The following is a 13,472-nucleotide window of genomic DNA, read 5'->3' on the forward strand; positions in this document are numbered from 1 at the left end:
ACGCGCCTCGCGTCTTGACCTGCGCGCAGGCTGGGGCTTGAACAACCTGCCTTGACCCGGGGGCGAATATTCGTCCCGCGGACCCGTTGGCGTTCTGGAAGGGCCGCTCCTTGAATGATCTTGACCGTATTGCCCGCACCCCGGGTGCGCTGACAGTCTGTGGTGCGCCGGACGGATTTGATGCGCTGATCTTTTGTGATGCGCTGCGGGCCCGCGGAGGGCTGGGGCTTTACATCGCGGCGGACGAGGCGCGCGCCAGCGCGTTCGATGCAGCGGTGCGGTTCTTTGCGCCTGATCTTGACCGGCTGCGCCTGCCGGCCTGGGACTGCCAGCCCTATGACCGGATCAGCCCCAGCCCGCGCACCGCCGCGCGCCGGGCAGGAGCGCTACACCGCCTGGCCCAGCGCTCCCCCGATGACAGCCCGCTTCTGGTGATCACTACAGTCAACGCCATGGTCCAGCGCTGCGCGCCGCGCGACGCAATGGCGGGCGGCGGCCTGTCTGCCCGTCCGGGCGAGACACTCGACAGCGAGGTGCTCAAAACGCACCTGACCATGAACGGCTATGTGCGCGCCGCCACCGTGACCGAGCGCGGCGACTACGCCGTGCGCGGGGGCGTGATAGACGTGTTTCCCGCCGATGCGTCCGAGCCGGTGCGCCTGGATTTCTTTGGCGACAGTCTGGAAAGCGTGCGGGCGTTCGATCCCGAAACCCAGCGCACCACCCGTCAGCTCAAGGCCGTGCGGTTCACGCCGGTCAGCGAAGTGCTGCTGGACGCCGCGGCGATTTCGCGGTTTCGCACCGGTTTCCTGAAGCGCTTCGGCGCGGCCGGGTCGGGCGATATTGTCTATGACGCAGTCAGCGCTGGCGCCCGACCGGCCGGAGCCGAGCACTGGCTGCCCCTGTTCCACGAGCATCTTGATACGGTCTTTGACTATCCCGGCGAGGACGCGCTGATCGGCCTCGATTCGCTGGCGCGGCCAGCGCTGGAAGAGCGGCTGGAACTGGTCCGTGACTATTACGAGGCCCGCCAGGAGGCGCAGAAATCCGGGGCCGGGGCCATGGGCGCGCCGGCCTATCGCGCCATCGAGCCCAAAGCCATGTTCCTGGATGAAGACGAGTGGGAGGCGGCGCTGGGCGCGCGCACGGTGCGCCGGTTCACCAGTTTCCAGGAGCCCGGCGAGCACGTGATCGACGCGGGCGGCAAGCAGGGCCGCAGCTTCGCCGCCGAGCGTCAGGGCGATCAGAACGTCTTCGAGGCCGCCGCGCGCCATGCGGCCAGTGTGCGTCAGACCGGTAAACGCGTCCTGTTCGCCAGCTGGAGCGAGGGCGCGTCGGAACGTCTGGGTGGCGTGCTGGGCGAGCACGGACTGTCGCCGGTTCAAGCCGTGGGCAGCTGGGGCGACGCCTTGCGTCTGTCCGGCAAGGCCATTGCGCGCATCATCATGCCGCTGGAGCACGGGTTTGAGACGCCCGATTTCGTGGTCATTTCCGAGCAGGACGTTCTGGGCGACCGGCTCGCCCGGCCGCGCAAGCGGCGCAAGGCCAGCGATGTCATCGCCGAGGCCGGCGCGCTCACGCCGGGCGATCTGGTCATCCACGCCGATCATGGCCTGGGGCGCTATATGGGCCTCAAGACGCTGAGCGTGACCGGGGCGCCCCATGACTGCCTGGAACTGGAATATGCCGGGGAGTCCCGGCTCTACCTGCCGGTGGAGAATATCGAGCTGTTGTCGCGCTATGGCGCGGACAGCGAGACCGCGCAGCTGGACCGGCTGGGCGGCGCGGCCTGGCAGGCGCGCAAGGCCAAGGCCAAAAAGCGCCTGCGCGACATGGCCGATCAGCTCATCCGCATCGCCGCGGCGCGCAATGCCCGCGACGCCGAGGTGATCGAGGCGCCGTCCGGCCTGTATGACGAGTTTGCCGCGCGCTTCCCGTTTGCTGAAACCGACGACCAGCTCAGCGCCATCGAAGATGTATTCGAGGACCTGAAGAAAGGCCGTCCCATGGACCGGCTGATCTGCGGCGATGTGGGGTTTGGCAAGACAGAAGTCGCGCTGCGCGCCGCCTTCATCACCGCCATGAGCGGGCGTCAGGTGGCGGTGGTCACGCCCACCACACTCCTGGCGCGCCAGCACTACGCCACTTTCGCCGAGCGCTTCCGCGGCTGGCCGGTGCAGGTGCGCCAGCTCTCGCGTCTGGTGCCCGCGAAGGACGCCGCGCTGACGCGCAAAGATCTCGCCGAAGGGCGCTGCGACATCGTTGTGGGCACCCACGCCCTGCTGGCCAAGACCATCGATTTCAAGTCGCTGGGCCTGATGATCATCGATGAGGAGCAGCATTTCGGGGTCAAGCACAAGGAGCGCCTGAAAGAGCTGCGCACCGACGTGCACGTGCTCACGCTCACCGCCACGCCCATCCCGCGCACGCTGCAGCTGGCCATGTCGGGCATCCGCGATCTGACCATCATCGCCACGCCGCCCGTCGATCGGCTGGCGGTGCGCACCTATGTGACACCGTTTGATCCGGTGACCGTGCGCGAGGCGCTGCTGCGTGAGCGCTACCGGGGCGGGCAGAGCTTCTTCGTGGCGCCGCGCATCGCCGATCTCGACGAGATCGCCACCTTCATGCGCGAGCAGGTGCCGGAGGTCAGCTTCACGGTCGCTCACGGCCAGATGGCGGCCAGCCAGCTGGAAGACATCATGACGGCCTTCTATGAGGGCCGGTACGATGTTCTGGTGTCCACCTCCATCGTGGAATCCGGCATCGACATCCCCACCGCCAACACGCTGATCGTCCACCGCTCCGACCGGTTCGGCCTGGCCCAGCTGTACCAGCTGCGCGGACGGGTGGGGCGGTCCAAGGCGCGCGCCTACGCCTACCTCACCACCCCGGCCAACCAGTCCATGACCGAGGGCGCAGATAAAAGGCTCAAGGTATTGCAGTCGCTGGACAATCTGGGCGCGGGCTTCACGCTGGCGAGCCATGACCTGGACCTGCGCGGCGGCGGCAATCTGCTGGGCGAGGAGCAGTCGGGCCATATCCGCGATGTGGGCGTGGAGCTCTATCAGGCCATGCTTGAAGAGGCCGTCGCCTCGCTGCAGGGCCAGACCCCGGAAGACAATCGCGACTGGTCGCCGGCGATCAATGTCGGCGCGGCGGTGCTGATCCCGGACCATTACGTGCCCGATCTGGACGTGCGCATGGCGCTCTACCGCCGTCTGTCCGGGCTGGAGACCAAGGCCGAACGCGAAGGCTTCGCCGCCGAGCTGATCGACCGGTTCGGCCCGCTGCCCGAAGAAGTGGAGAGCCTGATGCAGGTGGTCGCCATCAAGGGCCTGTGCAAGCGCGCGGGCGTGGCCAAGCTCGACGCCGGACCCAAAGGCGCGGTGGCGACCTTCCGCGAGCATGCCTTCGCCGACCCGGCCGCTCTGGTGGATCTGATGACGCGCCGGCCGCTGGACTACAAGCTGCGCCCGGATAATTCGATCGTGCTGCGCGGCGATTTCCCGGAAATCATTGACCGGCTGAAAGGCGTGCAGCGCCTGCTGGCGCCCATCGCGGATGCGGCCAGGCGCGCGCGCGACGCCGCCTAGCCTGTGGCGGCTCGGGCGGCGTGTTCAGGTGCGAAGGCCAGCGCGAGGGCGGCGTCTGCGTCTGCGCCGGCCGGCGGCTCACAGACCTGGCTGCGTACATCCAGGCGGAAAGGACGCAACGGGTCGCGGCCCTCATAGGCGGTGCATTCGGCGATGGCGGCCACGCGCGCGGCGACCAGCTGGGCGTCTTCGGCGCGGGTGTTTGGCAAAGCCAGCCAGAATTGTCCCGGTCCCTGGCGGACGGCCAGGTCCTCGGCGCGCACACAATGGCGCAGCATGGCCGCAAACTGGTTGAGTGCGGATGTGGCGTGAACCGGTCCGCAATCGGACGGCGCCTCGGCGGTCAGCCCCACCAGCGCCAGCGCCTGGCCGCGATGATGGGCGCGCGTCAGCAGGGAGTTCAAATGACGTTCGCCAAAGGCCGACTCGAACAGATCGCTGTGGGTATCGAGGAAGGCGGGCGCGCGGCAGGCTTCCAGCAAAGTCTTGGCCCGCCGGCGCCGGCGGCGCTCGGCGGCGAGCGCCGTGATCCGAGTGCGCATATCCTGATCGTCCGCGCGCGCCGACACCAGGTCCGACGCCCCGCGCGCAAACGCCTCGTCCGCGCCGCCATAGGAATCGCTGCGCGTCAGCAGGACCGCCGGGGTATGATACAGCCGCGTATTGCGGCGCATGGCCGAGCAGACCGTGTGGGCCAGATCGGGATCGGGCTCGGCGTTGAGCACCACGGCGTCAAACGGGCGTTCATGGAGATAGTCGAACGCGGTGAATGTCGAGAAAGCCGCCACCGTCTCCACATTGGCGCCGCGCAGCGCATGCTCCAGTCGCAGGAAGCCGGGGCAGGGCGCGCCGACGAATAACACGCCGCCGCCGTCAGATGCGGTCGGCATGGCGGTGGGCGCGGCTCCGGCGGCGCGCGCATCCTCGGCGCGCAGGCGGGCGGCGTCTTCCAGCACGCTCAGACGGATCAGTGCGCGCAAACGTGCGGCGATCTGGATGGGGTGGGCGCCCGCCTGCAATCGCGCGCCTGCGCCGGAGGCGGCATGGGCGCCCACAGCCAGATGAATTCGGTCGGCAATGTCGCTGGCGCGCACCGGGCTGAAAGAGACGACCGCCTCGAACGCATGCGATTGCGCCGCGTTGTCCGGCCCGGCCATGGTGACATTGAAGCCCATGGACCGCAGACCGGCGGCCGCCTCAATGGCGGCGTCGCCCTCGGCAATCACCAGGATCGAATACGCCCGGCCCATGCTCCCCCCACGGATTGTTCCGAGTGTATTGTGTCTGTCCAGCTTCGGCGCCACAACCCGTTTTCCTGACTTCTCAGACCCGGACGAAAGAATGCCCCGACAGAACAAAGCACAAGGGCCTTTGTACGGCGTTAAAGTGATCGAGTTTGTCGGCCTGGGCCCTGCACCCTTCTGCGCCATGCTGCTGTCGGATCTGGGCGCGGAGGTGGTGCGCATCGACCGGCCCGGCGCCGGTGGAGGCGGTCCGGCCGAGGTGCTGGCGCGGGGCCGGCGCAGCGTCGCGTTCAATCTGAAGAAGCCTGATGCTGTCGAGGCTTGCCTAAAACTTCTCACCTCGGCCGATATCCTGCTGGAGGGATATCGCCCCGGCGTGATGGAGCGTCTGGGGCTGGGTCCGGATGTCTGCCTGAAGGCCAACCCCAAGCTGGTCTATGGCCGCATGACCGGCTGGGGCCAACACGGCCCGCTGGCCCATGCTGCGGGCCACGACCTCAATTACATTGCGATCACCGGCGCGCTCGACGCGATCGGACCCAAGGAACGTCCCGTGCCGCCGATCAATGTGGTGGGCGATTTCGGCGGCGGGTCGATGTATCTGGCCGTTGGTGTCCTGGCGGCGCTGCACCATGCGCGCGCCAGCGGGCAGGGGCAGGTGGTGGATGCCGCCATCGTCGATGGAGCCACGCACCTGTTGGCCGCTGTCCACCAGCTGTCGGCCATGGGGCTGTGGAGTGCGCCGCGGGGAGAAAACCTGCTTGATGGCGGGGCGCCGTTCTACGACACGTATCGCTGCGCCGACGGCAAGTTCGTGTCCGTCGCCCCGCTGGAGCCGGAGTTCTACGCCCTGCTGATCGGCAAGCTGGGGCTGAAAGACCATCCGGCGGTCGCCATTCAGTTTGACGCCGCGCAATGGCCGGCCATGCGCCAGCTTCTGACCGATACGTTCGCCAGCCAGCCGCGCGACCACTGGACGGCGCTTCTGGAAGGCGCGGACGCGTGTTTTGCGCCGGTGCTCGACATCCATGAGGCCCGCGGCCATCCCCACATGCAGGCGCGCGGCGTGTTCGAAGATGTGGACGGGGTGATGCAGGCCGCGCCCGCGCCGCGCTTCTCGCGCACGCCGGGCGCCATTCAGGGCCCTGCGCCCAAACCCGGCGCGGATACCGAAACGGTTCTGGACAGCTGGGGGTTCAGCGCCGGTGAGATCGCCGCATTGAAAGCGGGGGGTGCGCTGGGCTAAGCCTACTGGCGTTTTGCGGCGCACGCGCTATAACCCGCCCACACGTTTAAACGGGCGTTGAAATTCTGATCCAAGGGAGTTCCCCGGTGGCTGACAAGATCTATCCCGATGCGGCGTCTGCGCTCGATGGCCTGCTGTTTGACGGCATGACGCTGATGGCGGGCGGGTTCGGCCTGTGCGGCATCCCGGAGAACCTGATCACGGCCCTGCGCGACAGCGGCGTGACCGATCTGACCGTCATCTCCAACAATGCCGGGGTAGATGATTTCGGGCTCGGGCTTTTGCTGCACACCCGCCAGATCAGGAAAATGATCTCCTCCTATGTGGGTGAGAACAAGACGTTCGAAAAACAATACCTGTCCGGCGAGCTGGATCTGGAATTCAACCCCCAGGGCACGCTGGCCGAACGCATCCGCGCTGGCGGTGCGGGCATTCCCGGCTTCTACACCAAGACCGGCGTCGGCACGCTGGTGGCTGAAGGCAAGGAACACAAGGAGTTCCACGGCGAGACCTATATCATGGAGACCGGCCTCGTCGCCGACGTCTCCCTGGTCAAAGCCTGGAAGGCCGACACGGCGGGCAATCTGATCTATCGCAAGACTGCGCGGAACTTCAATCCGATGATGGCCACCGCCGGCAAGGTGACCGTCGCGGAGGTGGAGGAGATCGTGGAGGCGGGCGAGCTCGATTCCGACGCCATCCACACGCCGGGCATTTTCGTGCAGCGCCTGATCAAGGGCAGCCACGAGAAGCGCATCGAGCAGCGCACAGTGCGCACCTGAGGGGGCGCCTGACGCCCGCCCGGGCGCAGTTGTCACAATTCAAAAGCAGCGATCCGTGGGTTTTTGCACTATCATGATGACGGGGCTGACAACGCTGATGAGGAGTGATGCGCACATGCGATCCCTGACCTGTCTGGCCGCTCTCGCCGCCGCCATGATGTCCGCGCCCGCAAGCGCGTTGGACGCCGATTACCTCGAAATCGATCCTGCATCCGTGAAAGTCGAGGAGCGCTGCCTCAACGCGCCGAATGATTTCCGCCGTGAAGCGTGGCTGACCGACGATGTCTATGACCAGCGCTTCCACTGGGTGGAGGTGAGCGGTCAGGCGCGCAGCGTGCTCATCGAATTTGAAAACTCCTGCCGCATGCTCGATGTGGGCCGCCGCGTCCTGCCCGCCAGCGCGGCGCTGTGCGCCCCGCGCACGGTGCGGTCGGGCACGCGCATGTGCCGCACTGAGAACCTCTATATTGTCCCGAACGAGCAGGCGGCGCGCGATCTGGCGCTGCGTATCCAGCTCGACCGGGCCCGCGCCGGCGGGCGCGACCTGCCGCAGGATAACCGCGAGGCGGCTGCCGCTTTGCGCGGGGCGTCGCAGTAACGCGCGGCCTGAACTGTACGTTTCACCCGAGCGGTCCATTGGCCGCCCGCCCGCATAAGGAGATGACCATGGCCTGGACCCGCGACGAGCTCGCCGAACGCGCCGCCAGGGAGCTGCAGGATGGCTTCTATGTGAATCTGGGCATCGGCATTCCGACGCTGGTGGCCAACCACATTCCCGACGGGATGGATGTCACCTTGCAGTCGGAGAACGGCATGCTGGGCATGGGGCCGTTCCCGCGTGAGAACGAGGTGGACCCCGACCTGATCAATGCCGGCAAGCAGACCATCACAGAGCTCGCCCACACCAGCTATTTCAGCTCGGCGGAAAGCTTCGGCATGATCCGCGGCGGCCATATCGACCTGTCCATCCTGGGGGCCATGGAGGTTTCGGAAAAAGGCGACATCGCCAACTGGATGATCCCGGGCAAGATGGTCAAGGGCATGGGCGGCGCCATGGACCTGGTGGCCGGCGTGCAGCGCGTCGTGGTCATCATGGATCACGCCAACAAGGCCGGCGAACCCAAGCTCCTGAAGGAATGCTCCCTGCCGCTCACCGGCAAGGCGTGCGTCGACCGCATCATCACCACGCTGGGCGTGTTTGATGTGGTCGAGGGCGGGCTGGAGCTGATCGAAATGGCCCCCGGCGTCACGCTGGATCAGATCGAGGCCCAGACCGAAGCGAAATTCCGGGTGAAGGAAGGCGTGAGGGCCTAGCGCCGTCTCCGCCTCAACGCCCGCCTCACTGCGCCGCCCCGAAGCGCACGCGGACCCCGCCATTGAAGACAAATCCGTCCGTGGGTGCCCAGGCGTCGACGGTCCAGCGTCCGTCTGATCCGCGCGCGGGGCGCACCAGCGGGTCGTAGCGGCTCTGGCGGATGTCGAGGATGTTCTCGGCATTGCCGAACACGCTGAACCGGCCCACGCGCCACTCGGCCAGGACGCCCATGTTGACGAAGGGCCGCGAGCGGGCGCGGTAGGGGTTGTCTTCCAGCGCCTGACCGCCGGTGTAGTAGGCCTCGAACCCGATCCGGCCGCGATCATGATCTTCCCACATGGCGACCATGCCGGCCGAATGGCGCGGCGTCAGCGGCGTCTCGCGGCGCTGGCCGGTGACCGGATCGCGCGCGTCCGAGTGCGTGTACATATAGCTCGCCGTCACCACGTAGTGCTCATAGCGATAGCGCAGCAGGAACTCGCCGCCACGCGTCTCGGTCTCGCCCGGTGAATTGACGATGCGCAGCCGGTTCGTGCCATCGAGCATGACCGCGCCGGTGGGGATCAGCAAAGCCTCGTCGGTCACGCGTGTCTGGAATCCAATGATATTGGCTTCAACCGGCCCGAACTGGCGCCCGATATCGAAGGACAGGCTCTCTGCCCTTTCGGCCTCGAGACCTGTCAGGGGATCAAGGCGCGACAGGCCGGTTTCCTCGATCGCGCCAATGAAGGGGCTGGGCGCGAAGAAGCCTTGTGCGGCTGACGCCCGCAGCGTCCAGACGCCCGGGCGCCACAGCACTGACAGGCGCGGGCTGAGGAAGTCGCCATATTCGCTGTGGGAATCCGCGCGCAGGCTGCCGGACACCGTAAGGTCTTGCGTCAATTCGCGATCATATTGAATGAACACGCCGGGCACGGTGAAGCTGTAGTCCAGGCTTGGAAAATCGTCAGTGTCCAGGGCATCGGCCTGTACCGCCACCCCGCCCACCAGGCTGTGCCCGTCATGGGACCAGGCGAGGGTCGCTTCGCCAAACAGGGTGCGGCGCCGGTCGCGTTCGATCCGAGCGCCGAACTGGTGACGGTGGTCCGCCGCCATGGCGGAGGCCCGCACGCCAAAGTCCAGATCCTCGCCAATCGGCAGATCCAGGCTGAACCCGGCGTCGAGGCGCTGGGTGTCCAGGCCCAGCGCGAACGGATCGCCATCGGGTACAGTGCGGCCGGGCAGGGTCCCGCCGCTGCGCGTTTCCTGAGCGTAGCCAAATGTGAACAGGGCGCCGCCGCCGGCGGCCCGATCCCAGAACAGGCGCGGGCGCAGCGTATAGCGCTCATAGGATGGAATATCCGCCCAGCCTGACCCGTCCAGATCGCGCACATCCTGCCAGTGGCCGCCGCCCGTGACCGAATAGCCCCAGCCGCCCGGTAGAGGCGCGGCGGCATAGGTGGTGATGTCCGCACCCCGCTCGCTGGTGAGATTGATCAGGATTTCGCCGTCGCGCGCATCGCCCGGGCGCCGGGTGATCAGATTGATCACCCCGCCCAGCGCCGATCCGCCATACAGCGCCGAGGCGGAGCCCTTGATGATCTCCACCCGCGCCAGATCGGTGGGCGGGATCTGCAACAGGCCGATGGAGCCCGCCTGGCCGCCATAGAGCGGCAACCCGTCGGCGAGCAGAAGGGTGTAACGCTCGCTCATGCCCTGAACGCGGATGCCCGCCGACCCCAGCGCGGCGGAGCTCGCCTGCACCCAAAGCCCGCCGGTCTCGGCCAGCAGCACCGAGATATTGCCCGGCGACATGATGATCTTTTCTTCAATCTCCTCGCGCCCGATCACCTCGACGCGGATGGGATCATCCTGCACGCGGCGGCGTGATCGTGTGGCGCTGACCGTGATGGTGTCTCCTTCATGGGCGCCGTGCTCATCGTGCGGGCTGGCGGCGACGGCGGGCGTAGCGGCGAGGGGGCACAGCGCAACGCTGGCGGCGCCTGCGGCCAGGATAAGCGCCCGGCGTGGGCGGGCCGGTAGGCAAAAGCGCGGTGTCATGCGATCAATCCCCGTCTTGAGGCGGCAGTGCGGCCATCAGCCGACCGAGTCGCTGCGCAGCGTAATTTCTACAGCCGCTATAGGTTCAAGCCTGTCATGCACGAGACCCTGACCATCGGAGACCTCTCCCGCCGCACCGGCTGCAAGGTGGTGACGATCCGCTATTACGAACGGCTGGGCCTGCTGCCCGCGCCCGTGCGCACTGAGGGCGGACACCGCACCTACACCCGCGCTCAGGAGGAGCGGCTGCGCTTCATCTGCCGCGGGCGCAGTCTCGGCTTTTCGCTGGCCGCCGTGTCGAACCTGCTCGATCTGCTCGAAGACCGGCAGGCTGAATGCGGCGCGATCGATGAGCTGGCTTCAAGCCATCTGGAGACGGTGCGGGCCAAGATCGCCGATCTGCGCCAGATCGAGGCGCAGCTGGAAGCCTCGCTTCGCATTTGTGGCAAGACGACGAGAGCGCAATGCGCGGTGGCCGAAACCCTCGCCGCTGCGGGCGAGCCGGATCAGGCGTCACATCTGGCCGGGTAAGGCGGCGGCGCTACTCCGCCGCCTCGGCCACCCCGCCCGACAGCCAGGCGGCATGATCGACCAGCGCGCGCGCGCTTATCAGGCGCTTTTTGGCCTGGGCCTTGGCGGCGCCGCGCAGGCGTTCGCCGTTGGGGCCGCGGCTGGGGCCATCCATCTCCGGGAACAGGCCGAAATTCACATTCATGGGCTGGAACGCGCCCTTCTTGCCCGGCACGTGGCCGGTGGTGATGTGGGTCAGGAGCGCGCCCAGCGCTGTGGTGGGCGGCGGGGGCGTCATCGGCTGGCCCAGGCGTTCAGCGGCGGCGAAGCGGCCGGCCAGCAGGCCCATCGCTGCGCTCTCCACATAGCCCTCTACCCCGGTGATCTGACCGGCGAAGCGCAAGGACGGGCGCGCCTTGAGGCGCATCACGCCGTCCAGCAGGCGTGGCGAGTTCAGGAATGTGTTGCGGTGAATGCCGCCCAGGCGCGCGAAGCTGGCGGTCTTCAGACCCGGGATCATACGGAAGACATCGGCTTGCGCGCCGTATTTCATCTTGGTCTGGAAGCCGACCATGTTGAACAGCGTGCCCAGCGCATTGTCCTGGCGCAACTGGACCACGGCGTACGGCTTCTCTTCGGGGTTGTGAGCATTGGTCAGGCCGCGCGGCTTCATGGGACCATGGCGCAGCGTCTCGCGCCCACGCTCGGCCATCACCTCGACCGGCAGGCAGCCGTCGAAATAGGGCGTATCCTTCTCCCAGTCCTTGAACTCGGTCTTGGGCGCCGCGATCAGCGCGTCGATGAAGGCTTCGTACTGATCCCGGTCCATGGGGCAGTTGATATAGGCGGCCTTGTCCTCTTCCGTGTCGCCCTTGTCATAGCGCGACTGCTTCCAGGCTACGTCCATATTGATGGAGTCGGCATGGATGATCGGGGCGATGGCGTCGAAGAAGGCGAGTTCGCCTTCGCCGGTCAGTCCGTGCACGGCCTCGGCCAGCGCGGGCGAGGTGAGGGGGCCGGTGGCGATGATCACGCTGTCCCAGTCTTCGGGGGGCAGGCCGGCGACTTCCTCGCGGACAATCTCGATGCGCGGATGGGCCTCGAGCGTACCCGTCACGGCCTTGCTGAACACATCGCGGTCAACCGCCAGCGCGCCGCCGGCGGGCACGCGCGCAATCGCCGCCTTGGCCATGATCAGCGAACCTGCGCGGCGCATTTCCTCGTGCAGCAGGCCCACCGCATTGGTCTCGTGATCATCGGAGCGGAAGGAGTTCGAGCACACCAGCTCCGCCAGACCGTCGGTCTGGTGGGCTTCCGTGCCCCGCACCGGGCGCATCTCGTGCAGCACGACGCGCGCGCCGGCCTCAGCCGCCTGCCATGCCGCCTCGCAGCCAGCCATACCGCCGCCAATAATGTGTATCGGGTTTGTCATGGCGCGAGATATACGCGTCGCCGGGACCGGCTTAAAGCCCCGGCCTGCGCTTATGGCCGGTTGACGATCTAGGCGGTTTCAGGCTTCCCTTGAAGCGCGAAGAATTCATGAGGGGAAACTATCGTGCGTTGGCTTATCGGTGTGGTTCTGACGGCTGCCTTCGCATTCACTGCCGGCGCGCACGCCCGCATGGATGAGCCTGCTCCCTTGCCCGAAGCCGTGGCGATCGCCTGGGAGCGGGATCAGCAAGCGTTGCAGGCGGGCGACATTGAAGCGGCGGGTGAGGCGGCCCGCGACGCCCATCGCGCCGCCGAGGCGGGCGGCGTTGATCCTTTGACCCGCGCCATTCTGGCTGACAATGCCGGGCAATATGCGTTCGTGCGCGGGGAATTTGCCGATGCGCGCGCCATGCTGGGCGTCGCGGCCACCCGGTACGGGCAAATGGATGAGAGCCAACTCAACAGCCGTGTGCGCGTCATGGCGCTGGTCGCCGACGCCTATTATAGCGAGGAGAACTACCGTGAGGCCCTCAACCAGGTGGACCAGACGCTGGCGGCGGCAGGTCCCTCGGGGGTGGATGCGGACCGGGACCGCGAGATCGCGGAGGCCCTCGTGGTGCGCGCCCGGTCGCAATGGCGCCTGAATTCACTGTCCGACGCCGGGCGCACCGCCGGCGAGGCGTTGATCCTCATGGAGCCCCAGGGCTACGAGACCTTCACCTGGTCCGGCCTGATGGCGTTCTATATGGGCTTGGACACTACGCTCAGAGGCCGCCATCACGATGCAGCATGGTGGTTCGCCGTGGCTGACCATCTATTTCGCCAGCAGGGCCAGGGCGGGCATCTGAGTACGGTCTCGGACGTCTGGTCGCGCTATGCGCGGTCGCGGCTTACGGCAGGCCAGCGGCGCGAACTGATCGGCCGGCTGGCCGAGGCTGGCTATTTCAGCGCCCTTGCCCAGGAGGCCGCAGAAACCGAGCTGGCCGAGGCCGAGCAGGAGGAGAGGGAAACGGCCGCTCCCGATCCCAACAACCGGCCTGCGCGGCCCACCCGTCGGCGGGAGCCGGACTATCCGATTGAGGCGGCGGCTGCCGGCGTTGAAGGCGTGGCGCTGGTCACGTTCACAGTGGACGAAAATGGCCGCGCCAGGGATGCCGAAGTCGTGTTCTCCGCGCCCCATCCCGTCTTCGGCGAAGCCGCTCTGCGGGCAGTGCGTGGCTGGCGCTATGAACCCAGGCTGGTCGACGGCGTGCCCACGGCGCATGAAGGCGTTCAGACCACTCTGGACTTCCGCATGATGGATTAGGG

10 protein-coding genes are annotated in these 13,472 nt (G+C 67.1%); 7 read left to right on the forward strand and 3 right to left on the reverse strand.

What is annotated here, in order from left to right:
* The first annotated feature begins 110 nt into the window (after nucleotides 1-110).
* On the forward strand, nucleotides 111-3,596 hold the full coding sequence (gene mfd / locus L2D01_07755; GenBank protein WBQ08798.1) for a transcription-repair coupling factor: 3,486 nt from the start codon (nucleotides 111-113) through the stop codon (nucleotides 3,594-3,596).
* Here mfd and L2D01_07760 read toward each other — a convergent pair.
* The gene (locus L2D01_07760; protein WBQ08799.1) at nucleotides 3,593-4,846 is read right to left on the reverse strand and encodes a hypothetical protein; all 1,254 of its coding nucleotides are present in this window, start codon (nucleotides 4,844-4,846) and stop codon (nucleotides 3,593-3,595) included. The two genes, mfd and L2D01_07760, sit on opposite strands and share 4 nt — an antisense overlap.
* A gap of 136 nt (nucleotides 4,847-4,982) precedes the next feature.
* Between L2D01_07760 and L2D01_07765 the strand changes: the two genes are divergently transcribed.
* The 4 genes from L2D01_07765 to L2D01_07780 all read left to right on the forward strand — a co-directional run bounded on the left by L2D01_07765 (nucleotide 4,983) and on the right by L2D01_07780 (nucleotide 8,182).
* Nucleotides 4,983-6,086 (forward strand): CoA transferase, encoded by a 1,104-nt coding sequence (locus tag L2D01_07765; protein ID WBQ08800.1) that lies wholly within the window; start codon nucleotides 4,983-4,985, stop codon nucleotides 6,084-6,086.
* An 86-nt stretch (nucleotides 6,087-6,172) separates the two neighbouring features.
* A complete protein-coding gene (locus L2D01_07770; GenBank protein WBQ08801.1) occupies nucleotides 6,173-6,868 on the forward strand; it encodes a CoA transferase subunit A in 696 nt (231 codons plus the stop codon).
* Nucleotides 6,869-6,983: 115 nt separating this feature from the next.
* Nucleotides 6,984-7,466 (forward strand): hypothetical protein, encoded by a 483-nt coding sequence (locus L2D01_07775; GenBank protein WBQ08802.1) that lies wholly within the window; start codon nucleotides 6,984-6,986, stop codon nucleotides 7,464-7,466.
* 68 nt (nucleotides 7,467-7,534) lie between these two features.
* Nucleotides 7,535-8,182 (forward strand): CoA transferase subunit B, encoded by a 648-nt coding sequence (locus tag L2D01_07780; GenBank protein WBQ08803.1) that lies wholly within the window; start codon nucleotides 7,535-7,537, stop codon nucleotides 8,180-8,182.
* 25 nt (nucleotides 8,183-8,207) lie between these two features.
* Here L2D01_07780 and L2D01_07785 read toward each other — a convergent pair whose 3' ends face one another.
* Complete coding sequence (locus L2D01_07785) at nucleotides 8,208-10,223, reverse strand: TonB-dependent receptor (GenBank protein ID WBQ08804.1); 2,016 nt, start codon at nucleotides 10,221-10,223, stop codon at nucleotides 8,208-8,210.
* 96 nt (nucleotides 10,224-10,319) lie between these two features.
* Here L2D01_07785 and L2D01_07790 point away from each other — a divergent pair, with 96 nt between their 5' ends.
* Nucleotides 10,320-10,754 (forward strand): helix-turn-helix domain-containing protein, encoded by a 435-nt coding sequence (locus L2D01_07790; protein ID WBQ08805.1) that lies wholly within the window; start codon nucleotides 10,320-10,322, stop codon nucleotides 10,752-10,754.
* Nucleotides 10,755-10,764: 10 nt separating this feature from the next.
* On the opposite strand, the gene trmFO is transcribed toward L2D01_07790, so the two are convergent.
* A complete protein-coding gene (gene trmFO / locus L2D01_07795) occupies nucleotides 10,765-12,132 on the reverse strand; it encodes a methylenetetrahydrofolate--tRNA-(uracil(54)-C(5))-methyltransferase (FADH(2)-oxidizing) TrmFO (protein WBQ08806.1) in 1,368 nt (455 codons plus the stop codon).
* Nucleotides 12,133-12,288: 156 nt separating this feature from the next.
* On the opposite strand from trmFO, the gene L2D01_07800 reads away from it, so the two are divergent.
* Nucleotides 12,289-13,470, forward strand: coding sequence for an energy transducer TonB (locus tag L2D01_07800; GenBank protein WBQ08807.1), 1,182 nt, complete (start codon nucleotides 12,289-12,291; stop codon nucleotides 13,468-13,470).
* The last annotated feature ends 2 nt before the right edge of the window (nucleotides 13,471-13,472 follow it).

Source organism: Hyphomonadaceae bacterium ML37, assembly GCA_027627685.1.
Lineage (GTDB): Bacteria > Pseudomonadota > Alphaproteobacteria > Caulobacterales > Maricaulaceae > Oceanicaulis.

Coding starts and splice junctions, on each gene's coding strand:
- L2D01_07790 (WBQ08805.1), top strand. CDS start 10,320: ATGCACGAGACCCTGACCATCGGAGACCTCTCCCGCCGCACCGGCTGC.
- L2D01_07775 (WBQ08802.1), top strand. CDS start 6,984: ATGCGATCCCTGACCTGTCTGGCCGCTCTCGCCGCCGCCATGATGTCC.
- L2D01_07760 (WBQ08799.1), bottom strand. CDS start 4,846: ATGGGCCGGGCGTATTCGATCCTGGTGATTGCCGAGGGCGACGCCGCC.
- L2D01_07780 (WBQ08803.1), top strand. CDS start 7,535: ATGGCCTGGACCCGCGACGAGCTCGCCGAACGCGCCGCCAGGGAGCTG.
- L2D01_07785 (WBQ08804.1), bottom strand. CDS start 10,223: ATGACACCGCGCTTTTGCCTACCGGCCCGCCCACGCCGGGCGCTTATC.
- trmFO (WBQ08806.1), bottom strand. CDS start 12,132: ATGGCTGGCTGCGAGGCGGCATGGCAGGCGGCTGAGGCCGGCGCGCGC.